Source organism: Agrococcus sp. AC640b, from assembly GCF_979255995.1.
The window spans coordinates 154,096-175,716 of the sequence record NZ_CEEDMM010000044.1 but is presented as its reverse complement, the minus strand read 5'-3'; the positions used below and the strand labels follow the sequence as shown (position 1 = coordinate 175,716).

Genomic DNA, 21,621 nt, shown 5'->3' with positions numbered 1-21,621 from the left:
CGTCTCCTCCGGGCTGCGCGGCTCGGGTCAGCGCTGGCCGAAGGTGCGCCGCACGAAGAAGAGCCCGACGAGCGACAGCGCGGCGATCGCCATGTAGTAGAAGCTCGGCGCGTTGAGCGACCCCGTGGTCTGGATGAGCCACGTCAGCACGAGCGGCGCGATGCCGCCCAGCAGCGTCACCCCCACGTTGTAGGTGATCGACAGGCCCGTGCCGCGGATCTCGGCGGGGAACATCGACGACAGCAGGCCGGGCAGCGGCGCGAAGTAGAACGCCATGATGAGGCCGAGCATCGCGATGGAGATGATGAGCGCGGGCACGCTGCGCAGCGTGACGATCACCTGGAAGATGGGCCACGCGAGCACGAGCGCCGCGATCGCCGCCCACGTCATGACGCGAGCCGGGCCGACGCGGTCGGCGAGGCGTCCCACGAGCGGCGAGCCGAGCAGCGCGATGGCTCCGGCGACGACGCCGCCGAGGTACGCGGCCGCTGGCGGCACGTCGAGGTTCGCGACGGCGAAGGTCGGCATGTACAGGATCATGTAGACCGAGATCGTCGCGACGCCGATGACGGCGGAGCCCGCCAGCATCCGTCCGAGGTGCTGCGTGAGCAGCGTACCCATCGGCGACTTCGTGCGGTCGGCGGCGCCGAGCTCGTCGGGCTCGGCGAGGCGAGCGCGGATGTACAGGCCGACGGGGCCGATGAGCAGGCCGACGAAGAACGGCACGCGCCAGCCCCACGCGTCGAGCTGCGCATCCGTGAGGTACGTGTTCAGCGCGAAGCCGAACGCCGACGCGAGCAGCATCGACGCGCCCTGCGCCGCGATCTGCCACGACGCGTAGAACATCTTGCGATGCGGCGCGGTCTCGATGAGGAACGTCGTCGCCGTGCCGAACTCGCCGCCCGCCGAGAAGCCCTGGATGAGCCGCGACAGCAGGATGACCGCCCCGCCCCACACCCCCACGGCGGCGTACGTCGGTGCGACGGCCATCAGCAGCGTGCCGACCATCATGAGCAGGAGGGTGAGGGTCAGCGCGTGCTTGCGGCCCTTGCGGTCGGCGTAGGAGCCCAGCAGCCAGCCGCCCAGCGGACGGATGAGGTACGTCGTCGCGAACGTCGCGAACGTGTACAGCAGGCCGTACTCGCCGGCGTCGGGGAAGAAGACGCGCGTGATGACGACGGCGAACGACGCGTAGACGATGATGTCGAACCACTCGAGGGCGGCACCGATCGACGACGAGACGACGGCCTTGCGGGCCGCGGCGAGTCGCTCGGGCGACACCTCCCGGGCGGGGGGCTGGGGCATGGTCGTGGTCATGGCTGCTCCTGGGATGGGGATGCTGGGGCGCGTCAGGCGCGCAGGGCGGCGACGAGCGAGTCGACGAACGCCTCGCACGCGGCGATCTGGTCGAGCTCGATGAACTCGTCCGGCGCGTGCGCCTGCGCGATGTCGCCGGGGCCGCACACGATCGTCGGGATGCCCGCGTTCGCGAAGAGGCCGGCCTCGGTGCCGTAGGTGACCTTGTCGTCGCTCGCGACCGCGCCCCACTGCGCCGCGAGGTCGACGATCGCGGCGTCGGCGGGCGTGTCGACCCCGGGGGCCGCAGCGGTCGTCACGAGCTCGACGGACGCCTCGGGGAACCGCGAGCGCATGTCGGCCTCGATGCGTGCGCACTCGGCGCGGAACCGTTCCACGAGCGCCTCGTGGTCGACGGTCGTGAGCGCGCGGAACTCGAAGTGGATCGAGCACTCGGCGGGGATGGTGTTCACGGCGATGCCGCCGTCGATGCGGTTGACGCTCACCGACGTGTAGGGCACGACGTAGCCGTCGTCGAACGGGCCCTGCTCGCGCATCTCGTCGGCGACGCCCTGCACGAACCGCACGAGCTCGGCGGCGGCGACGATGGCGTTCTCGCCCTGCGGCGTGAGCGACGAGTGGGCGGCGACGCCGCGCACGTCGACGCGGAACACGTTCATCGACTTGTGGCCGCGCACGATGCGCATGCTCGTGGGCTCGCCCACGACGCAGCCGCGCGGCAGCGCGCCGCGGCCTGCGAGCTCGGCGACGAGGTCGACGGCGCCGACGCATCCGACCTCCTCGTCGTACGACAGCGCGAGGTGGATGGGCTCGGCGAGCGGCTGCGCGACCATGTCGGCGGCCTTGACGAGCACGACGCCGAGGAACGACTTCATGTCGGCGCTGCCGCGCGCGTAGAGGCGTCCGTCGCGCACCTCGGGGGCGAAGGGCTCGCTCGACCACGACTGCCCGTCGACGGGGACGACGTCGGTGTGGGCCGACAGTACGATGCCGCCCTCGGTCGAGCCGTCGGCGGCGGTGATCGTGGCGAGCAGGTTGGCCTTCGTGCCCTCGGCGTTCGGGATGCGCGTCGATGCGATGCCGAGCGACTCGAGACGGGCCTCGACGTGGGCGATGAGCTCGAGGTTCGAGTCGCGGCTCGTCGTGTCGAACGCGACGAGGGTGCGGATCTCCTCCATCGTGGCGTCGGCGGGTGCAGCTGGCACGGCGGATCCTCTCGGTGGCGGTTCGCGGGATCCGTCCATCCTGGCACCGCGGCAGGCTGTCGGCGCGCGCACCCGGCGACGGCGTCGGTGGGGCGACGGTAGGATCGGGAGCCGTGAGCGACACCGCTGCGCCCCTCGGGCAGACGCCCGCCGACGACCTCGGCTACGAGGCCGCACGCGACGAGCTCGTGCGAGTCGTGCAGGCCCTCGAGTCCGGCGACTCCACGCTCGAGCAGTCGCTCGCGCTGTGGGAGCGGGGCAACGCGCTCGCCGAGCGCTGCGAGCAGTGGCTGCAGGGCGCTCGCGCCCGCCTCGACGCCGCCAGAGGCACGGAGACGGACGCCTCGTGAGCAGGCGGCAGCAGCAGCGCATCGTCGCCGAGCTCGGGCGGCCGGAGACGCCAGAGGAGACGATCGAGCGCAAGGCGGCGTCGCGCGCGCGGCACTACGCGAACCAGACCGCCGTCAACCTCGGCCTGTCGCTGCTCGCATCCGTCGCGCTCGTCGTGATCATCGTCGTGTTCGTCATGCGCCCCGATCCGCCTGCGCCCGAGCCCATCGACGTCGCGACGCCTGCCGCCGAGGCCGCTGCGGTGCTCGGCGTGCCCGTCGTCGCGCCCGAGGTGCCTGAGGGCTGGGAGCCGAACGCGGCCGAGCTGCGCGACGGCCCGGCAGGCATCGCGCAGTGGTACGTCGGATGGGTCACGGCCGACGGCGAGTTCGCGTCGGTCACGCAGGGCGTCGGCGCCGACGGCACGTGGCTCGCGGCGACGACGCGCGAGGCGCCCGAGACGGGCGCCGTGACCGTGGGCGACGTCGAGTGGACCGTCGCCGACCAGCGCGACCGCGACGACGCCGGCAACCTCGAGTACGTCGCATGGACCCAGACCGACGACTCGACGATCGTCGTCGCCGGCACGGCGGACGACGCCGAGATGCTGGCGCTCGTCGAGGCCGTCACGGCCGAGCTCGAGTGACCGCGCGCCCGACGCACCGAACCACCAGCTCCCAGCGAGCATGACCCAGCACCGAGCAGAGAGGCCGATGAGCATGACCGAGTACCGGATCGAGCACGACACGATGGGCGAGGTGCGCGTGCCCGTCGACGCGCTGTACGCAGCGCAGACGCAGCGCGCCGTCGAGAACTTCCCCATCTCGGGCTCCGGCCTCGAGCCCGCGCAGATCGTCGCCCTCGCGCGCATCAAGCGCGCAGCGGCGCTGGCGAACAGGAGCCTCGGCATCCTCGAGGCCGACGTCGCCGATGCGATCGTGGCCGCCGCAGACGAGATCATCGCCGGCGACCACCACGACCAGTTCCCCGTCGACACCTACCAGACCGGCTCGGGCACGTCGTCGAACATGAACATGAACGAGGTGCTCGCGACGCTCGCCACGAGGCACCGCGGCGAGCCCGTGCACCCCAACGACCACGTCAACGCGTCGCAGTCGTCGAACGACGTCTTCCCCACGTCGGTGCACGTCGCCGTCACGGGTGCGCTGATCGAGCAGGCGATCCCCGCGCTCGAGCACCTCGCCGCCGCCCTCGAGGCGAAGGCGACGCTGTGGAAGGACGCCGTGAAGCCGGGCCGCACGCACCTGATGGATGCGACGCCCGTCACGCTCGGCCAGGAGTTCGGCGGCTACGCCGCGCAGGTGCGCTACGGCATCGAGCGCATCCAGGCAGCGCTCCCCCGCGTCGCAGAGGTGCCGCAGGGCGGCACGGCCGTCGGCACCGGCATCAACACCCCCGTCGGCTTCCCCGAGCAGGTCATCGCCGAGCTCGCGGCATCGTCGGGCCTGCCGATCACTGAGGCGCGCGACCACTTCGAGGCGCAGGCGAACCGCGATGGTCTCGTCGAGGCGTCGGGCGCGCTGCGCACGATCGCGGTGTCGCTCACGAAGATCTGCAACGACCTGCGCTGGATGGGCTCGGGCCCCAACACGGGCATCGGCGAGCTCGCGATCCCCGACCTGCAGCCTGGCTCGTCGATCATGCCGGGCAAGGTGAACCCCGTCGTGCCCGAGGCCGTGCTCATGGTGTGCTCGCGCGTCGTCGGCAACGACGCGACGGTCGCATGGTCGGGTGCGTCGGGCTCGTTCGAGCTCAACGTGCAGATCCCCGTCATGGGCACTGCGCTGCTCGAGTCGATCCGTCTGCTCTCGAACGCGTCGCGCGTGCTCGCCGACAAGACGATCGACGGCCTCGAGGCGAACGTCGAGCGAGCGGCGGCGCTCGCGGGCATGAGCCCGTCGATCGTGACGCCCCTCAACCGCCTCATCGGCTACGAGGCGGCCGCGAAGATCGCGAAGCACTCGGTCAAGGCCGGCATCACGGTGCGCGAGGCCGTCGTCGACCTCGGCTACGTCGAGCGAGGCGAGCTGACGGAGCAGGATCTCGACCAGGCGCTCGACCTGCTCTCGATGACGCACCCGGGCGTCGCGAAGTAGCCCCACCCCCGAGGATGTGAGGTTTTCGGCCGGTTCTGATGACAGAACCGGCCGAAAACCTCACTGCAGTTCTGGAAGGGTGGAGGCATGCGTGCGTACCCCGAGGTCAGGCGAGATGCGACGGTCGACGAGCTGCACGGGGTCCGGGTCGCCGACCCGTATCGCTGGCTCGAGGATGGCGACTCCGCCGAGACCGCCGCGTTCGTCGCGGCGCAGAACGCGTTCGCGGGGCCGATCCTCGCCGCGCTGCCCGCACGCGAGGCGTTCCGCCGGCGCGTCACGTCGCTGCTGACGGCGCCGACGCGCGGCTGCCCCTTCGAGCGCGGCGGACGGGTGTTCGCGTGGCGGAACGACGGGCAGAACCAGGACGTGCTCGTCGTCGCCGACTCGGTCGACGAGCTCGAGGACGGCCGAGTGCTGCTCGACGCGAACGCGCTGTCGGACGACGGCACCGTCTCGGTCACGACCGCCTCCGTCAGCCCCGACGGCCACCTGCTCGTCTACGGCGTCGCCGACGGCGGCTCCGACTGGCGCACCCTGCGCATCCGCGACGTCGTGACGGGCGCCGACCTCGCCGACGAGATCCCGTGGACGAAGTGGAACTCGCCCGTCTGGCTGCCAGGCGACCGGTCGTTCACCTACTGGCGCTACGACGCACCCGCCGGCAACGGCCTCACCGACGAGATGGGCGCGGGCAGGCTCATGGCGCACGTCGTCGGGGAGCCCGCCGAGGCGGACGCCCTCGTGTGGACGAGGCCCGAGGAGCCGCGCACGTTCGCACGCCACTGGCCGCGCGACGATCGATGGTTCGTGCTGTCGACCGACACGGGATCCTCGAGCGGCAACGACCTCGCGGTGCGACGGCACGACGAGGAGACCCTGCGACACCTCGTCGAGGGGCACGAGCACGAGTGGGGTGCCGTCGGCATCCGCGACGACACGCTCTTCGTCGTCACCGACGAGGGGGCACCGCGGTACCGGCTGGCGGCGTTCGACCTCGAGACGGGGCTCGAGCGCGAGATCGTGCCCGAGCACGACGCCGACGTGCTCCTGGGCGCATCGCTCACCGAGCACGGCCTCGTGCTCGAGTACTCGCACGACGCATCGCACCGCCTGCAGCTCGCCACCGACGCCGGCGATCTCGGCGACGCCGTGCCGATCGGCGACGGCGTGAGCCTCACGGGGCTGTCGGCGCGTGCGACGTCGTCGACCGTCTTCGTCACGACGTCGTCGTTCGTCGACCGTGGCACGCGCCACGTGGTCGAGACGCACGGCGCGAGCCTCGTCACGCACCGCACGCTCCCGACGCCCGGGCCCGCAGCCCCCGCTGCGACGACGAGCCGCATCCGCACGACGAGCACCGACGGCGCCGAGGTGCCCGCGTTCCTCGTGCGCCCCGAGGGCGACGACGGCTCCCAGCCGCGCCCGACGCTCATCTGGGCCTACGGCGGCTTCAACATCCCGATGAACCCCGGCTTCCGCGCCGTGCTCGCCGCGTGGGTCGATGCAGGGGGCGTGCTCGTGGTGCCGAACCTGCGCGGCGGTGGCGAGTTCGGCTCCGACTGGCACAAGCAGGGCACGAAGGCCACGAAGCAGCAGGTGTTCGACGACCTGTTCGCCGTCGCCGAGCACCTCGTCGCGTCGGGCGTGACGACGCGCGACCGGCTCGCGCTGCACGGCCGCTCCAACGGCGGGCTGCTGGCCGGCGCTGCGCTGACGCAGCGCCCCGACCTGTGGGCGGCGGTGCTGCCGGGCGTCGGCGTGCTCGACATGCTGCGCTTCCATCGCTTCACGATCGGCTGGGCGTGGACGAGCGACTACGGCGACCCCGACGAGCCCGAGGACTTCGCGGCCCTGCACGCCTACTCGCCGCTGCACGCGATCCGCGACGACGTCGCCTATCCGCCCACGCTCGTCACGACCGGCGACCACGACGACCGCGTCGTGCCCGCGCACTCGTTCAAGTTCGCCGCCGAGCTGCAGCGGGCGCAGGCGGCGAACGGCTCGGATGCGCCGATCGTGCTCGCCGTCGACACGCGCGCCGGGCACGGCATGGGCAAGCCGAAGGATGCCGCCGCGCTCGAGTTCGCCGACCAGCTCGCGTTCGCAGCGCACCACGCGGGGCTCGTCGTCGACGAGCGCGTGGCGCCGTGAGCGACTGGCAGGAGCGCATCGACGCCTTCTGGGCGGCGCTCGACGACGAGCGCCCGCAGGAGATGATCCGGCAGATGCGCGTGCTCGTGGCCGAGCTGCCCGCCGACGATGCGCGCGGGCCGTTCGAGCTCGGTGGCGTCTTCGACTCGCTCGGCATGGAGGAGGTCGCGGCAGCCCACTATCGCCGCGCGCTCGAGCTGGGCCTCGACGACGAGCGCGCTGCGCGCCTCGCGATCCAGCACGGCTCGACGCTGCGCAACCTCGGCAGGATCGACGAGGCCATCCAGGTGCTCGCCCACGCGCCCGAGCACGATGCCGTCGGCGACGCCCGCGCCATCTTCCTGGCCCTCGCGCTGCACGACGCGGGCCGCAGCGGCGAGGCCGTGCGGGTGCTCGTGGAGGCGCTCGAGCCGTCGCTGCCGTCGTATCGCAGGTCGGTGCGGGCGTACGCCGCCGAGCTGCCGGAGCCGCCGCGCCACGGGAGGTAGCGGGCCGCCGCGCCGCCCGCCCGCACGTTCGCGGGCGCGTCGACCGGCATCCACCGTGCGGCTGCCGACACGTCACCTGCCGTCCACCTGCTGCGAGTTGCGTGGTGCGGGTGCGACGAGCCGCTCGGCTCGGCGCACTCGAGGAGGGGGCTCCCATGGTCGATGTCGAACGCCGTCGTCTGCTGCCGATGGCCGCGCACGTGCGCGGCAAGCGCAGCGCCGTCACGTGCCAGCTGAAGTGCGCCAACGCGTGCCTCGGCGACGTCTGCAACACGTCGAGGAACGCGTACCTGCGCGACATCATCGACGTCGAGCTGTCGCGCCGCACGCTCTTCGGCGCCGGCATCGCAGGCACCGTCGCGCTGCTGACGACGCAGCAGATCGCGAACGCGGTGCCCGCGCACGCCGCCGCACCCGTGCCCGGCGCCGCGTTCGGGTTCACGCCCATCGCGCCCGTCGCCGCCACCGTCGACGAGCTCACCGTGCCGCAGGGCTTCACCTACCAGCCCATCCTGCGCTGGGGCGATGCGCTGTTCGCCGCCTCGCCGGCGTTCGACGCGCTCGACCAGACCGAGGCGAAGCAGCGCCTGCAGTTCGGCTACAACTGCGACTACACCGACATCCTGCGCATCGACGCGACGACGGCGCTGCTGTTCGTGAACCACGAGTACACGAACGAGGGCATCATGTTCCCCGCCGCGCAGCTCGAGGGCGAGCAGGCGCGCGTGCGCGGCGTGAGCCGTGCCGCGCATGGCCTCAGCGTCGTCGAGCTCACGCGTGCGAACGACGCCGAGGCGTGGCAGCCCGTCGTCGGCGCCACCCGCAACCGCCGATTCCTCGACGACACCCCGTACGCCATCACGGGCCCCGCAGCAGGCTCGCCGCTGCTGCAGACCGTCGCCGACCCCACGGGCACCGTCGCGCTGGGCACGCTCGGCAACTGCGCTGGCGGCACGACGCCGTGGGGCACGATCCTCTCGGGCGAGGAGAACTTCAACGGCTACTTCCGCTCCGCCGCGACGAGCGCGGGCGATCGCCGCTACGGGCTGACCGATGCGCCCACCGCCCGTGGTTGGGAGCTCGACGACCCGCGCTTCGACACCCGCAACCCCGGCTACGAGCACGAGGCGAACCGCTTCGGCTGGATCGTCGAGGTCGACCCGTTCGACCCCACGTCGACGCCCCGTAAGCACACGGCCATGGGCCGCATGAAGCACGAGGGTGCGAACGTGCACGTCGCCGCGAACGGCCGCGTCGCGGCGTACATGGGCGACGACGAGCGCTTCGACTACCTGTACAAGTTCGTCTCGGCGGGCACGTACGTCGAGGGCGCTCGCGCCGCCAACATGACGCTGCTCGAGACGGGCGACCTGTACGTGGCGCAGTTCGAGGGCAACTCGACGGTCGAGATCGACGGCTCGGGCACCGTGCCGAGCGATGGCGCGTTCGACGGGGTCGGGCGGTGGCTGCCGCTCGTGGTCGGCGGCGTCTCGCAGGTCGCCGGCATGGCGGTCGACGAGGTGCTCGTGCACACGCGCCTCGCGGCGGATGCCGTGGGCGCGACGAAGATGGACCGGTGCGAGGACGTCGAGCCCAACCCGATCACGGGGCTCGTCTACGTCGCGTGCACGAACAACTCGAACCGCGGCGTGGGCTCGAACCCGGTCGCCGACGAGCCGAACCCGCGCACCCAGAATCGTGACGGCCACGTCATCGAGATCGCGGAGGACGGCGGCGACCACACGGGCACCACGTTCCGCTGGAGCATCCTCATGCTGTGCGGCGACCCGGCGCAGGGCGACCAGACGTACTTCGCTGGCTTCCCCGTCGACCAGGTCTCGCCCATCTCCTGCCCCGACAACCTCGCGTTCGACTCCGAGGGCAACCTGTGGGTCTCGACCGACGGCGCCCCAGACGGCATCGGCTACAACGACGGCCTCTTCCGCGTGCGCCTCGAGGGCGAGCAGCGTGGGCTCGTCGAGCAGTTCCTCTCGGTGCCCGTGGAGTCGGAGACGTGCGGCCCCGTCATCCACGACGACGAGTGGCACGTGTTCGTCGCGGTGCAGCATCCCGGCGAGGACGGCGCGTTCGAGACGCCGTCGTCGCTGTGGCCCGACTACGCGCCCGCGGGTGCCACGGGCGCCGACGGCGCCTTCCACGGTCCGCGTCCCACGGTCGTGCAGGTGCTGCCCGTGCCGGTCGAGCCGAGCACGCCGCCGTCGGATCCGGGCCCGTCGACGCCGCCGAGCGGCTCACCGTCGCCGAGCGCGCCTCCGACGGCCGTGCCCTCGCCGACCGACGGCGCGAGCCCGACCGGCTCGGCCGCGCCGTCGCCGTCCGGCGGTGGAGGCTCGGGCTCGGGCGGCGGATCGCTGCCGCAGACGGGCGGCGGGCTGCTCGCACCGCTCGTGGCGGGCGCATCCGCGGCCGTCGCGATCGGCGCCGGCCTCGTCGCGCGGCTGCGAGGGCGCGGCGCAGACGACCAGGAGGCGTAGCCGCCTCGCGCGACGAGCGCGGATGTGCGTTTCGCAGGCGATCAGGAGGGTCCGAGGGAAGATACCCCTCGAGCACCCCGGATCGCCTGCGAAACGCAACGGGCGCGGCGCTGCGCCGCATCGGAGGCTCTCCCGGCCGCCGCGCGTCGCGCGCACCGGCTCAGTGCCGCAGGATGCGGCGTGCGAGCAGGTTGCCGAGCGCCTGCACGATCTGCACGACGATGACGATGATCACGAGCGCGCTCCACGTCACCACGGGGTCGAACTGCCGGAAGCCGTACGCGATCGCGTAGTTGCCGACCCCCTCGCCACCGACGATGCCCGCGACTGCCGACATGTCGATGATCGCGACGATCGCGAACGTGTAGCCGAGCACGAGCGGCCCGAGCGCCTCAGGCAGGATCACGGTGCCGATGATGCGCCACGGCCCTGCCCCCATCGCGCGTGCAGCCTCGATCACGCCGGGGTCGACGGAGACGAGGTTCTGCTCGACGATGCGCGCGATGCCGAACGTCGCAGCGATCGAGATGGCGAAGACCGCCATGGCGTTGCCGAGTCCCGTGCCGATCGTCGCGCGAGCGATCGGCTGCAACGCCGCGAGCAGGATGATGAACGGCACCGGTCGGAAGGTGTTCACGACGATGTTGAGCACCCAGTAGACGACCGGTTGCTGCAGCACGCCGCCGCGCCGCGTGACGTACACGGCGGTGCCGACGACGAGACCGGCGATGCCCCCGATCGCGAGGGACGCCGCGACGAGCAGCAGCGTCGTGCCCGTCTGCTCGAGGAGCGCCGGCAGCAGCCCGGCGATCTGCTGCGCGAGATCGGCGATCATGCCGTCACCTCCGTCACGGTCACGCCTGCACCGATGCCGGCGAGCGCGTCGCGGATCGCAGCGTCGTCGCCGTCGACGGCGATGGTCAGCAGGCCGTAGACGCGGCCCTGGATGTCGTCGACGCCGCCGTGCACGAGGTGGAAGTCGACGCCGGCACGCGCGAGGGCGCCGAAGACGCGCGCCTCGCTCGCACCCTCGTCGGTGAAGGCGATCGTGAAGAGCCTGCCTGGCGTGCGTGCACGCAGCTCGGCGAGCGCGTCGCCGTCGGGCAGCGCGCGCACCACCGTGCGCACGAAGCGCCGCGCCGTGTCGGTCGTGGGCCTGGTGAACACGTCGTAGGTCGCGCCCGACTCCACGACCCGACCCCGCTCCATGACCGCGACCTTCGTCGCGATGCGAGCGATGACGTCCATCTCGTGCGTGATCACGACGATCGTGACGCCGAGCTCGCGATTGACGCGTGCGAGCAGGTCGAGCACCTCGTCGGTCGTCTCAGGGTCGAGCGCGCTCGTCGCCTCGTCGGCGAGCAGGATCGACGGCTCGGCCGCGAGCGCGCGGGCGATGCCGACGCGCTGCTGCTGCCCTCCCGAGAGCTGCTCGGGGTAGGCATCCGCCTTGTCCTCGAGGCCCACGAAGCGCAGCAGCTCGTCGACGCGCGCGCGGCGCTGGGCGCGCGGCATGCCGACGACCTCGAGCGGGTAGGCGACGTTCGCGCGGATCGTGCGCGACCGCAGCAGGTTGAAGCGCTGGAAGATCATGCCGATCCCCTGCCGCACCTGGCGCAACGCTGCGGGGGCGAGGGTCGTGACGTCGACGCCGTCGATCTCGATCGAACCGCTCGTCACCGGCTCGAGGCCGTTCACGAGCCGGACAAGCGTCGACTTGCCTGCACCCGAGTAGCCGATGACGCCGAACACGTCGCCGCGCTCCACGTCGAGGCTCACGGCATCGACGGCCGTCACGGCCGCGTCAGACCGCCGTCGGCCCGGATAGGTCTTCGTCACGTCGCGGATGGCGATGTGCGGCATGCTGCTCCTCTCGTGCGCACGCGCGAACGCGGGCGCCGGATCTCGGCGCCCGCGATCGCATGCTGGTCTACTGCTCGTCGCGGATCGACTGCTCGACGTCGGCGAGCGACGACTGCAGCTCGTCGACGGGGGTCGTGGCGAGCACGGCCGTGCCGCCCGACTGCTCGACGACGCCGTCGGTCACGGCCTGCGTCGTCTGGTAGACCTCGACGAGGCGCTGCAGCACCTCGGAGTCGACGTCGTCGGCCCGAACGGCGAAGATGTTCACGTACGGCAGCGCGGAGGGGTCCGACGGGTCGTCGGCCGCGATCTCCTCCTCCTCCGTGAGGTCGGCCTGGTCGAGGAAGTCGTTGTTCACGATCGCCGCTGCCGCCTCCGAGAGCGAGCCTGCCGTGAGGGCGGCGTCGAGCGCCTGCACCTCGACGCGCGAACCGCCCTCGACGTCCTCGAGCGTCGAGAAGGGCGAGCCGCCGTCTGCGAGCTCGATGAGGCCCGCCGACTGCAGCACGAGCAGGCCGCGCGCCTGGTTCACGGTGTCGTTCGGCACGATGACCGTCTCGCCGTCGGGGATGTCGTCTGCGGAGTCGTACTGCGTCGAGTAGAGGCCCAGCGGGTAGATCGCCGTCGCACCGAGCGGCTGCAGGTCCTGATCGGACGACACGTTGTAGTCGGCGAGGTACTGGATGTGCTGGAACTGGTTGATGTCGAGGTCGCCCTCGCTGAGCGCGGGGTTCGGCTGCGTGTACTCGGTGAAGTCGACGACCTCGAGCTCGATGCCCTCGTCGGCGACGGCCTCCTCGTACTCGGCCCAGTACGGGTCGGAGGCGCCTACGACGCCGAGGCGCACCGGGTTGCCCTCGGTGCCGAGCTCGGCGTCGTCGGCGGCGCCTGCACCGCCTGCGCAGCCGGCGAGCAGGAGGGTGGATGCGGCTGCTGCCGCTGCGAGGGATCGCGCGAAGGTCGACATGGTGGTGCTCCTGGGAAGGGTCCTTGGGGGTGGCACCAACGCTAGGAACCGCGCAGGGTCAACGACGAATCCCGTCGTCACACAGCGCAACGCACGCGTCGCCTACGCCGCTGCTGCGACGAGCGCGAGACCGGTGCCGACGAGCAGCCAGGGCCCGAACGGCACCGCGTCGGCACCCCGTACCCGCGCCACCACCCCGGCGCCCCCGCCGAGCACGAACGCCACCGCGAGCGCCGCGAGCGGCACCCACCAGCCGATGGGGGCGGCGGCGAGCGCGAGCCCAGCGCCGAGCTTCACGTCGCCGGCGCCCATGCCGCCCGTCCACCACAGCAGGGCCAGCACGAGCGCGACGACGATCGCGAGCGCCGGCCCCGCCCACGCGCCGCGCAGCACGGCGAGTGCGGCGCACGCGAGCCCGACGCCGAGCAGCGGCACCGTGAGCACGTTCGGCAGCCGCCGCACGGCGACGTCGATGCGCGTCAGCGCTGGCGCGACGAGCGCGGACGCGACGAGGCCGACCGCGCCGAGGCCCGGCTCCACGTGCCAGCCCGCGCGGGCACCGAGCGCCGCGACGCCCACGGCGCACGCGATGCCGAGCACGACGTCGAGCAGCCGCACGCGCCGAGCGGACGCGTCGACGACCTCTTGCATGCCCGGCACGGTAGCCGGGCGGCACGCACAGCCTCGCCCCGCATCCACAGGCGACGCACGAGGGCCCGCATCCTGACGGATGCGGGCCCCGTGCGTGAGGTCGGTGGATGGATGGACGGCCTCGGGCTCGACTAGCTGTCGAGCAGGCTCGTGACTAGCGCGGCGATGCGGCTGCGCTCGCTGCGCTGCAGCGTCACGTGCCCGAAGAGCGCGTTGCCCTTGAGCGTCTCGATGACGCTCGCGACGCCGTCGTGCCTGCCGACGCGCAGGTTGTCGCGCTGCGCGACGTCGTGGGTGAGGACGACGCGCGAGTTCTGCCCGATGCGGCTGAGCACCGTGAGCAGCACGCCCCGCTCGAGCGACTGCGCCTCGTCGACGATCACGAACGCGTCGTGCAGCGAGCGCCCGCGGATGTGGGTGAGCGGCAGGATCTCGAGCATGCCGCGCGCCGCGACCTCCTCGAGCACGTTGTCGCTCACGAGCGCCCCGAGGGTGTCGTAGATCGCCTGCCCCCAGGGGTTCATCTTCTCGTCCTTGTCGCCAGGCAGGTAGCCGAGCTCCTGGCCGCCGACGGCGTAGAGCGGGCGGAAGACGATGACCTTCTTGTGCAGCCGCCGCTCGAGCACGGCCTCGAGGCCCGCAGCGAGCGCGAGCGCCGACTTGCCGGTGCCCGCCGAGCCGCCGAGGGAGACGATGCCCACCTCGTCGTCGAGCAGCAGGTCGATCGCGAGCCGCTGCTCGGCCGAGCGGCCGTGCACGCCGAAGACGTCGCGGTCGCCGCGCACGAGCGTCAAGGTGCCTGCGGCCGTGACGCGGCCGAGCGCCGAGCCGCGCTCGGACGTGATGACGAGCCCCGTGTTGAGGGGCAGGCCGTCGACGAGCTGCGTCGAGAGCCGCTCCTGCTCGTACAGCGTCGCCATCTCGTCGCCGGAGAGCGCGACCTCCGCGGTGCCCGTCCACCCGGACTCCACGGCCTGCTCCGCGAGGTACTCCTCGGCGGCGAGGCCGATCGACGCGGCCTTGACGCGCATCGGCATGTCCTTCGACACGACGCACACGTCGAGGCCGTCGCCCGCGAGGTTGCGCGCGACGGCGAGGATGCGCGAGTCGTTGTCACCCAGCTGCAGCCCGGAGGGCAGCACCTGCGGGTTCGTGTGGTTGAGCTCGACGCGCAGCGATCCGCCGCCGTCGGTGGGCACGGGGAAGTCGAGCCGCTCGTGGGCGATGCGGAGGTCGTCGAGGTTGCGCAGCGCCTGGCGGGCGAAGTACCCGATCTCCGGGTCGTGGCGCTTCTTCTCGAGCTCTGCGATGACGACGACCGGGATGACGACCGAATGCTCCGCGAAGCGGTGGATCGCGCCGGGATCGGACAGCAGCACGGACGTGTCGAGCACGTAGGTGCGCTGCGCGGTCTGCAGCTGGTCGTCGATCTCGGGGGCGTGGATGGCCTCGGGCACGTGGGCTCCTCACCGACTCGGTCGGGACTTCAGGCGGCCGCCTCCCTTCACGGCGTCGCGGCCGCGGTGGGTGCCGGGCGTATGCCCGACTGAGGCTGACGCTACGCCCGGGCTCCGACACGGCACGCAGCGACACGCCACGCGTTCGGCGTGTTCACATGCTCGTCACACGGGGCGGGAGCGGTGGGCTCGCGTGCCGGTCGTGCAGCGCTTTCGAGGCTCGCTTCGCTCGCACCTCGAGGAGCGGGTGGGGCAGCATCGGAGCGTGCCCGCTCAGCGGCCGAAGCGCCGCGACCGCTGGCCGTAGTCGCGCACGGCGCGCAGGAAGTCGACCTCGCGCAGGTCCGGTCCGAGCGCCTCCATGAAGTACAGCTCGCTGCGCGCCGACTGCCACAGCATGAAGTCCGACAGCCGCTGCTCGCCCGAGGTGCGGATGACGAGATCGGGATCCGGCTGCCCCGTCGTGTACAGGTGCTCGCCGATGAGCTCGGGGCTCAGCCGCTCAGCGAGCTCGTGCGTCGTGCCATCGTGCGACTCGAGGATGCGTCGGATGGCCTCGACGACCTCGTGCCGTCCGCCGTAGCCCACCGCGAGGTTCACCTGCATGCCGGGAGCGTCGCGGGAGCGCTCGACGGCGGCGCCCACCGCGGTCGCGAGCGCCTCCGGCAGCGCGGCCGGCGACCCGACGTGCCGGATGCGCCATCCCGTGCCCGTCGACAGCGCGTCGGCGAGGTCGGCGATGATCGCGCACAGGTCGTCGAGCTCTGCCGCGTCGCGGCCGGCGAGGTTGTCGTTGGAGAGCAGGTAGAGGGTGACGACGTCGACGCCGAGCTCGTCGCACCACTCGAGGAACTCGTGCATCTTCGCCGCGCCCGCCCGGTGGCCGTGACCGACGCTCTCGAGCGCGTTCAGGCGAGCCCACCTGCGGTTGCCGTCGATGATCATCCCGATGTGGGTCGGCACGGGGCCGCCTGCGAGCTCGCGTCGCAGGCGGCGCTCGTACGCGCGGTAGAGGATGCCCGTGCCGCCCCGTCTCGTCGCCATCGTCCCAATGTACGACTCCCGCGTGCTCGATCCATCATGGAGACGGCATTGCGTACGGCGTACGCTATGAGCATGCAGACCGATTCGCCCCGCCGCGACAGCGCGGCCTCCGCGTCCGGCGACGGCGATGCCGACGCGCTCCCCCACCTGCCGCTCATCGAGGCTGCAGGCGATGCCGTCGCCGCCTCCGCGCGCGAGGAGAAGCCGTCGTGGCGCGGGTGGATCCACCTCGTCATGGGTCCGTTGGCGCTCATCGCGGGCATCGTGCTCGTCGCGCTCGCCGACACGGCGGCCGGCAAGATCTCGTCCGCCGTCTTCATGGCGTCGAGCCTGCTGCTGTTCGGCATCTCCGCGACGTACCACCGCTTCCACTGGAGCGACCGGATGCGCATGCTGCTGAAGCGCCTCGACCACTCGAACATCTTCCTGCTCATCGCAGGCACCTACACGCCGCTCGCCGTGCTGACGCTGTCGAGAGAGCAGGCGACGATCCTGCTGTCGATCGTGTGGGGCGGCGCGGTGCTCGGAATCCTGTTCCGCGTGCTGTGGGTCTCCGCACCGCGCTGGCTCTACGTGCCGCTGTACATCGCGCTCGGCTGGGCCGCCGTCATGTACCTGCCCGCGATCTGGTCGGTGAGTCCCGCGACGGCGATCCTCATCGGCGTCGGCGGCCTCGCATACACGGTCGGCGCCGTCTTCTACGCCCTGAAGCGCCCGAACCCCGTGCCCGGCCACTTCGGCTTCCACGAGCTCTTCCACGCCTGCACCGCCGTCGCGTTCCTGTGCCACTGGACGGCGATCCTGCTCGTGGCGTTCTGAGCGACGCCCGCACGCGTCGTCGAGGGTGACGCGCAGCGGACGCGTGCCGCGCATGCGGCTGACTCCCCACCGACCGGACGTACGATGCTGCTCGTCCGTCTCGGATGGGAGTCCCATGGCACACGCTCGCCGCGCACGCGTCGCAGCAGTCCTCGCCTGCCTCGCGGTCGTCGCGCTCGGCGGCTGCGTCATCCTGCCGCCTCCGCTGCCCGTGCCCGCGCCGCCGCCGACGACCCAGCCGCAGCCGCAGCCGACGCAGAGCGCGCAGCCGACCGAGACGGTCGACCCCGCCGACTTCGTGCAGCCCGACGAGCCGGTGGCCGACGCCGACCCGACCCCCGACGACGTCGGCGACTACTACGCGGGCGAGAGCCCCATCACGAGCGCCGGCTACGTCCCCGACGCCGCGACCGACGTCATCCTGCCGCCCACGCGCGGCGAGCCGCTCGTGCAGGCGGCGGCCGGCCTGGCCGACACGACCGCCGGCGACGAGTACCTGCCGGACGCCGCGCCCTCGCTCGCCGGCGACCTCATCCAGTCGACCGTCGGCCGACTCGAGATGACCGACGACGAGGGCGGCCAGTACACCTGCTCGGGCACCGTCATCAACTCCGAGACGCAGAACGTCGTGCTGACGGCTGCGCACTGCGTGTTCAGCGACGACACCCGCAGCGAGATGCGATCCATCACCTTCACCCCCGCCTACGACGACGGTGCCGCGCCGTTCGGCGTGTGGGAGGCGGAGGACTGGTGGTACCCGGAGCAGTACATCACCGCGAACGACCGCTGGCTCGACGGGCTCGACGACAACGGGTGGATGGGCTTCGACTTCGGCTACCTGCGTCTGGCACCCAACGACGCCGGGCAGGAGATCGAGGACGTCGTGGGCGGCCAGGGCGTCAGCTACCAGGCCGAGACGAACGGCCTCGTGCTCGCCGGCTACCCCGCGGAGCCCGAGCCGTTCGACGGCGAGGTGCAACGCTACTGCGCCGACTCCACCGTCACGTACGGCGTCGGCGGCGACCCGAACCTCGGGGTCGACTGCGAGATGGGCGGCGGCGCCTCCGGCAGCGGATGGGTGTCGAACGTCGATCCCGCCACGGGCGCTGGCCTCGTCACGGCCGTCTACTCCAACGGCGGCTCGGTCGACGCATACGGGCCCCCGCTGGGAGTCACGGCCTTCAACGGACTCGTGGCGATCCAGGGCTGAGACGGCAGGCGGGGAGCCGAGCCCGCATCAGGCCATGACGCGGCGCGTGAAGGCGCCCAGCCGAGCGAGCATCGCCTCGCCGCGCTGCGCGACGCGGTCGGAGGCTGCCATGTGCGGCGGCACGATGCGGATCGAGTGCGAGCACGACAGCGACTCGCAGATGTACGTGCCCAGCGAGTCGCCTGCGCGCCCGGCCTCGCCTGCGCGCGGCGCCGTGAACAGCCGCACCTGCGTCGCAGGCTGCGTCGAGTGGCACAGGGTGCACATCGCGGCGATCCCCGGCCGCAGCGACGCCGTCGACGACCGCACGACGAGGCCGACGGGCTCGCCGCCGAGCCATTGCACGATGTAGCCGATCCTGCCGGAGTGCGGGCTGCGCCAGCCCAGGTACTCCCGCTCCTCCCAGATCGTCTCGTGCAGGCCGGGCATCGTCAGCTGCGCGAGCTGCTGCTCGGTCGCGTTGACGAAGGACGAGCGGATCTGCTCCTCGGTCAGCGGCTGCACGTCAGCGCTTCTTCTGCTTCCGTCGCTGCTCGCGGTTGCCCGTGGGCGCCTTCGCCGTCTCGCCCTGCTCCGCCTGGCCGAACGCACCCTTCTGCGCAGGCTGCTGCGGACGCGCGGGCTGGGCCTTCGGCGGCTGCCTGCGCTGCTGGCGCGACTGCCCCGTCTCGGCGGGCGCCTGCGCAGCAGCAGCCGTCGCCGGGTTGCCGGACTTCTGCTTCGCGAGGTTCGTGGCGCCCTGCAGGGTGCGGCCGCGCTGGTCGGAGACCGCGACCTCGCCGTCCTCGTCGGGAGCCGAGTACGTCAGCTTCGAGCTGTCGTCCTCGGCGGGCTCGAGCCCACCGCCCTCGACGGCGGCGGGAGTGCCGCCCGCGCCCTGCTGCACCTTGACGTCGAGGTTGAACAGGAAGCCGACCGACTCCTCGCGGATCGCCGCCATCATCTGCTGGTAGAGGGTGAAGCCCTCGTTCTGGTACTCGATGACGGGGTCGCGCTGCGCCATCGAGCGCAGGCCGATGCCCTCGCGCAGGTAGTCCATCTCGTACAGGTGGTCGCGCCACTTGCGGTCGATGACGCTCAGCACGACGCGGCGCTCGAGCATGCGCATCGCGGCGGGCGTCAGCTGCTCCTCGCGACGTCCGTAGGCGAGTCGGGCGTCCGAGAGCAGCTCGTCGGCGATGAACTGCGACGTGAGGCGAGGCCCGGCCTCGGCGATGACCTCGTCGATCGTGATGCCCACCGGGTACATGGTGCGCAGCTCGGTCCACAGCGCCTCGAGATCCCAGTCGTCGGCGTGGCCCGCCGACGTGTGCTCGTCGACGAGGTCCTTGATCGCCGACTCGAGGAAGCCCTGCACGCGGCCCTGCAGGTCGTCGCCGTCGAGGATGTGCCTGCGATCGGCGTAGATCGACTCGCGCTGGCGGTTCATGACGTCGTCGTACTTGAGGACGTTCTTGCGCATCTCGGCGTTGCGCGCCTCGATCTGCCCCTGCGCCGAGCGGATCGCCCGGGAGAAGACCTTCGACTCGAGCGGCACGTCGTCGTCCTCGTCGGCGCCGATCGATAGGAAGCGCTGCGCGACGGGACCGCCGAACAGTCGCATGAGGTCGTCCTGCATCGACAGGTAGAAGCGGCTCTCGCCAGGGTCGCCCTGACGGCCGGAGCGGCCTCGCAGCTGGTTGTCGATGCGCCGCGACTCGTGCCGCTCGGTGCCCAGCACGTACAGCCCGCCGACGGCGAGCACCTTCTCGGCCTCCGTCGCGACCTCGGCCTTCACCTGCTCGAAGACCTCGTCCCAGACCGCCTCGTACTCCTCGGGCGTCTCGACGGGGCTGAGCCCGCGCTCCTCCATCGCCTGCACGGCGAGGTGCTCGGCGTTGCCACCGAGCATGATGTCGGTGCCTCGACCGGCCATGTTCGTCGCGACGGTGACGGCGCCGACACGACCCGCCTGCGCGACGATCGCAGCCTCGCGTGCGTGGTTCTTCGCGTTGAGCACCTCGTGCTTCACGCCGCGCTTGCGCAGCTGCGCCGACAGGTACTCGCTCTTCTCGACGCTCGTCGTGCCCACGAGCACGGGCTGGCCCTGCTCGTGCCGCTCGACGATGTCGTCGACGACGTGACGGAACTTGCCCTCGACCGTCGCGTACACGAGGTCGGCGTTGTCCTTGCGGAGCATCGGCTTGTTCGTGGGGATGGGCACGACGCCGAGCTTGTAGGTCGACATGAACTCGGCGGCCTCGGTCTCGGCCGTTCCCGTCATGCCCGAGAGCTTCTCGTAGAGGCGGAAGTAGTTCTGCAGGGTGACCGTCGCGACCGTCTGGTTCTCGGCCTTGATCTGCACACCCTCCTTGGCCTCGATCGCCTGGTGGATGCCCTCGTTGAAGCGGCGCCCCTGCATGATGCGCCCCGTGTGCTCGTCGACGATGAGCACCTCGCCGTTCAGCACGACGTAGTCGGTGTCCTTCTTGAACAGCGCCTTCGCCTTGAGCGCCGTGTTGAGGAACGAGATCAGCGGCGTGTTCGCCGACTCGTAGAGGCTCTCGATGCCGAGGGTGTCCTCGACCTTCTCGATGCCGGGCTCGAGCACGCCGACCGTGCGCTTCTTCTCGTCGACCTCGTAGTCGACGTCGGGCTTCAGCCGCTTGACGATGCGCGCGAACTCGCCGAACCACTTGTTGGCCTCGCCTGCGGCGGGGCCGGAGATGATGAGCGGCGTGCGCGCCTCGTCGATGAGGATGGAGTCGACCTCGTCGACGACGACGAAGTGATGGCCGCGCTGGACCATCGCCTCCTTCTGGTGCGCCATGTTGTCGCGCAGGTAGTCGAAGCCGAACTCGTTGTTCGTGCCGTACGTGACGTCGGCGGCGTACTGCTCTCGACGCACGTCGGGCGTCTGCCCCGAGACGATGCAGCCCGTGGTCATGCCCAGGGCGCGCAGCACGCGACCCATGAGCTCCGCCTGGTAGCTCGCGAGGTAGTCGTTGACCGTGACGATGTGCACGCCCTTGCCGGGGATGGCGTTGAGGTAGGCGGCGACCACGGCGACGAGGGTCTTGCCCTCACCGGTCTTCATCTCTGCGATGTTGCCGAGGTGGAGCGCTGCTGCACCCTGGATCTGCACCGAGTACGGGCGCATGCCGAGCGTGCGGCTCGCCGCCTCGCGGACGGCGGCGAAGGCCTCGGGCAGCATGGAGTCGAGGGACTCGCCGAGCTCGAACCGCGCGCGGAACTCGGTGGTCTCGTCTGCCAGCTCCTCGTCGGTGAGGTCTGCGAAGCCGGACTCGAGGGCGTCGACGTCCTTCGCGAGCCGCTGGAGGCGTCGCAGGATCCGTCCCTCTCCTGCGCGCAGGACTCGCTCGAAGACGTTCGCCACGGATGTCTCTCCCGTTCGATGGATGTAACGGTTCGATAACCGAGGGTCCATGCTACCCCGCTCGGCCTGGACGCACCGGCGCCGACGTCCGCCATGGGCGGAACGCCGGCGCCGCGCTGCCTGGATGG

18 protein-coding genes are annotated in these 21,621 nt (G+C 71.6%); 8 read left to right on the top strand and 10 right to left on the bottom strand.

Annotated features, from left to right (window positions below):
• Positions 1-27 precede the first annotated feature (27 nt).
• Positions 28-1,317: an MFS transporter gene (locus ACZ6H8_RS15970; RefSeq protein ID WP_464147934.1), complete on the bottom strand. Its 1,290-nt coding sequence runs from the start codon at positions 1,315-1,317 to the stop codon at positions 28-30.
• A 32-nt stretch (positions 1,318-1,349) separates the two neighbouring features.
• Positions 1,350-2,522: an acetylornithine deacetylase gene (gene argE, locus ACZ6H8_RS15965; protein WP_464147932.1), complete on the bottom strand. Its 1,173-nt coding sequence runs from the start codon at positions 2,520-2,522 to the stop codon at positions 1,350-1,352.
• Between the two features lie 113 nt (positions 2,523-2,635).
• Between argE and ACZ6H8_RS15960 the strand changes: the two genes are divergently transcribed.
• The 6 genes from ACZ6H8_RS15960 to ACZ6H8_RS15935 all read left to right on the top strand — a co-directional run bounded on the left by ACZ6H8_RS15960 (position 2,636) and on the right by ACZ6H8_RS15935 (position 10,106).
• Entirely contained in the window at positions 2,636-2,872 is a 237-nt protein-coding gene (locus ACZ6H8_RS15960; RefSeq protein WP_464147931.1) for an exodeoxyribonuclease VII small subunit, read from the top strand.
• Positions 2,869-3,498, top strand: coding sequence for a DUF4245 domain-containing protein (locus tag ACZ6H8_RS15955; protein WP_464147930.1), 630 nt, complete (start codon positions 2,869-2,871; stop codon positions 3,496-3,498). The genes ACZ6H8_RS15960 and ACZ6H8_RS15955 overlap by 4 nt, the downstream gene beginning before the upstream one ends.
• A gap of 67 nt (positions 3,499-3,565) precedes the next feature.
• Positions 3,566-4,969 (top strand): class II fumarate hydratase, encoded by a 1,404-nt coding sequence (locus ACZ6H8_RS15950; protein ID WP_464147929.1) that lies wholly within the window; start codon positions 3,566-3,568, stop codon positions 4,967-4,969.
• Between the two features lie 87 nt (positions 4,970-5,056).
• Entirely contained in the window at positions 5,057-7,123 is a 2,067-nt protein-coding gene (locus ACZ6H8_RS15945; protein WP_464147927.1) for a prolyl oligopeptidase family serine peptidase, read from the top strand.
• Entirely contained in the window at positions 7,120-7,611 is a 492-nt protein-coding gene (locus ACZ6H8_RS15940; RefSeq protein WP_464147926.1) for a tetratricopeptide repeat protein, read from the top strand. Before ACZ6H8_RS15945 ends, ACZ6H8_RS15940 begins: the two co-directional genes overlap by 4 nt.
• 155 nt (positions 7,612-7,766) lie before the next feature.
• Positions 7,767-10,106, top strand: a complete 2,340-nt coding sequence (locus ACZ6H8_RS15935; RefSeq protein WP_464147924.1) for a PhoX family protein — start codon at positions 7,767-7,769, stop codon at positions 10,104-10,106.
• Positions 10,107-10,266: 160 nt separating this feature from the next.
• Here the strand turns inward: ACZ6H8_RS15935 and ACZ6H8_RS15930 are convergent, their stop codons facing one another.
• The 6 genes from ACZ6H8_RS15930 to uppS form a co-directional block, all read right to left on the bottom strand.
• The gene (locus ACZ6H8_RS15930; RefSeq protein WP_464147923.1) at positions 10,267-10,941 is read right to left on the bottom strand and encodes a methionine ABC transporter permease; all 675 of its coding nucleotides are present in this window, start codon (positions 10,939-10,941) and stop codon (positions 10,267-10,269) included.
• On the bottom strand, positions 10,938-11,969 hold the full coding sequence (locus ACZ6H8_RS15925) for a methionine ABC transporter ATP-binding protein (protein WP_464147922.1): 1,032 nt from the start codon (positions 11,967-11,969) through the stop codon (positions 10,938-10,940). Before ACZ6H8_RS15925 ends, ACZ6H8_RS15930 begins: the two co-directional genes overlap by 4 nt.
• A gap of 67 nt (positions 11,970-12,036) precedes the next feature.
• Positions 12,037-12,936 carry a MetQ/NlpA family ABC transporter substrate-binding protein gene (locus tag ACZ6H8_RS15920; RefSeq protein WP_464147921.1) on the bottom strand — a complete coding sequence of 300 codons (900 nt, stop codon included), beginning with the start codon at positions 12,934-12,936 and terminating at the stop codon, positions 12,037-12,039.
• Positions 12,937-13,038: 102 nt separating this feature from the next.
• The gene (locus ACZ6H8_RS15915) at positions 13,039-13,587 is read right to left on the bottom strand and encodes a prepilin peptidase (RefSeq protein WP_464147920.1); all 549 of its coding nucleotides are present in this window, start codon (positions 13,585-13,587) and stop codon (positions 13,039-13,041) included.
• A gap of 131 nt (positions 13,588-13,718) precedes the next feature.
• Positions 13,719-15,044, bottom strand: a complete 1,326-nt coding sequence (locus tag ACZ6H8_RS15910; RefSeq protein WP_464147919.1) for a PhoH family protein — start codon at positions 15,042-15,044, stop codon at positions 13,719-13,721.
• Between the two features lie 273 nt (positions 15,045-15,317).
• A complete protein-coding gene (gene uppS, locus ACZ6H8_RS15905) occupies positions 15,318-16,088 on the bottom strand; it encodes a polyprenyl diphosphate synthase (protein WP_464147917.1) in 771 nt (256 codons plus the stop codon).
• A 72-nt stretch (positions 16,089-16,160) separates the two neighbouring features.
• Between uppS and trhA the strand changes: the two genes are divergently transcribed.
• Positions 16,161-16,907 carry a PAQR family membrane homeostasis protein TrhA gene (gene trhA / locus ACZ6H8_RS15900; RefSeq protein WP_464147916.1) on the top strand — a complete coding sequence of 249 codons (747 nt, stop codon included), beginning with the start codon at positions 16,161-16,163 and terminating at the stop codon, positions 16,905-16,907.
• Positions 16,908-17,022: 115 nt separating this feature from the next.
• The gene (locus ACZ6H8_RS15895) at positions 17,023-18,117 is read left to right on the top strand and encodes a trypsin-like serine peptidase (protein ID WP_464147914.1); all 1,095 of its coding nucleotides are present in this window, start codon (positions 17,023-17,025) and stop codon (positions 18,115-18,117) included.
• A gap of 27 nt (positions 18,118-18,144) precedes the next feature.
• Here the strand turns inward: ACZ6H8_RS15895 and ACZ6H8_RS15890 are convergent, their stop codons facing one another.
• Positions 18,145-18,621, bottom strand: a complete 477-nt coding sequence (locus ACZ6H8_RS15890; RefSeq protein WP_464147913.1) for an FBP domain-containing protein — start codon at positions 18,619-18,621, stop codon at positions 18,145-18,147.
• Between the two features lies 1 nt (position 18,622).
• The gene (gene secA / locus ACZ6H8_RS15885; protein ID WP_464147912.1) at positions 18,623-21,493 is read right to left on the bottom strand and encodes a preprotein translocase subunit SecA; all 2,871 of its coding nucleotides are present in this window, start codon (positions 21,491-21,493) and stop codon (positions 18,623-18,625) included.
• Positions 21,494-21,621 lie beyond the last annotated feature (128 nt).

What these genes read in the sequence shown, in the direction of transcription:
- ACZ6H8_RS15945 (WP_464147927.1), top strand. Translation starts at nt 5,057, where the DNA reads ATGCGTGCGTACCCCGAGGTCAGGCGAGATGCGACGGTCGACGAGCTG.
- ACZ6H8_RS15925 (WP_464147922.1), bottom strand. Translation starts at nt 11,969, where the DNA reads ATGCCGCACATCGCCATCCGCGACGTGACGAAGACCTATCCGGGCCGA.
- ACZ6H8_RS15895 (WP_464147914.1), top strand. Translation starts at nt 17,023, where the DNA reads ATGGCACACGCTCGCCGCGCACGCGTCGCAGCAGTCCTCGCCTGCCTC.
- uppS (WP_464147917.1), bottom strand. Translation starts at nt 16,088, where the DNA reads ATGGCGACGAGACGGGGCGGCACGGGCATCCTCTACCGCGCGTACGAG.
- trhA (WP_464147916.1), top strand. Translation starts at nt 16,161, where the DNA reads ATGCAGACCGATTCGCCCCGCCGCGACAGCGCGGCCTCCGCGTCCGGC.
- ACZ6H8_RS15970 (WP_464147934.1), bottom strand. Translation starts at nt 1,317, where the DNA reads ATGACCACGACCATGCCCCAGCCCCCCGCCCGGGAGGTGTCGCCCGAG.
- ACZ6H8_RS15930 (WP_464147923.1), bottom strand. Translation starts at nt 10,941, where the DNA reads ATGATCGCCGATCTCGCGCAGCAGATCGCCGGGCTGCTGCCGGCGCTC.
- ACZ6H8_RS15915 (WP_464147920.1), bottom strand. Translation starts at nt 13,587, where the DNA reads ATGCAAGAGGTCGTCGACGCGTCCGCTCGGCGCGTGCGGCTGCTCGAC.
- ACZ6H8_RS15920 (WP_464147921.1), bottom strand. Translation starts at nt 12,936, where the DNA reads ATGTCGACCTTCGCGCGATCCCTCGCAGCGGCAGCAGCCGCATCCACC.
- ACZ6H8_RS15935 (WP_464147924.1), top strand. Translation starts at nt 7,767, where the DNA reads ATGGTCGATGTCGAACGCCGTCGTCTGCTGCCGATGGCCGCGCACGTG.
- ACZ6H8_RS15950 (WP_464147929.1), top strand. Translation starts at nt 3,566, where the DNA reads ATGAGCATGACCGAGTACCGGATCGAGCACGACACGATGGGCGAGGTG.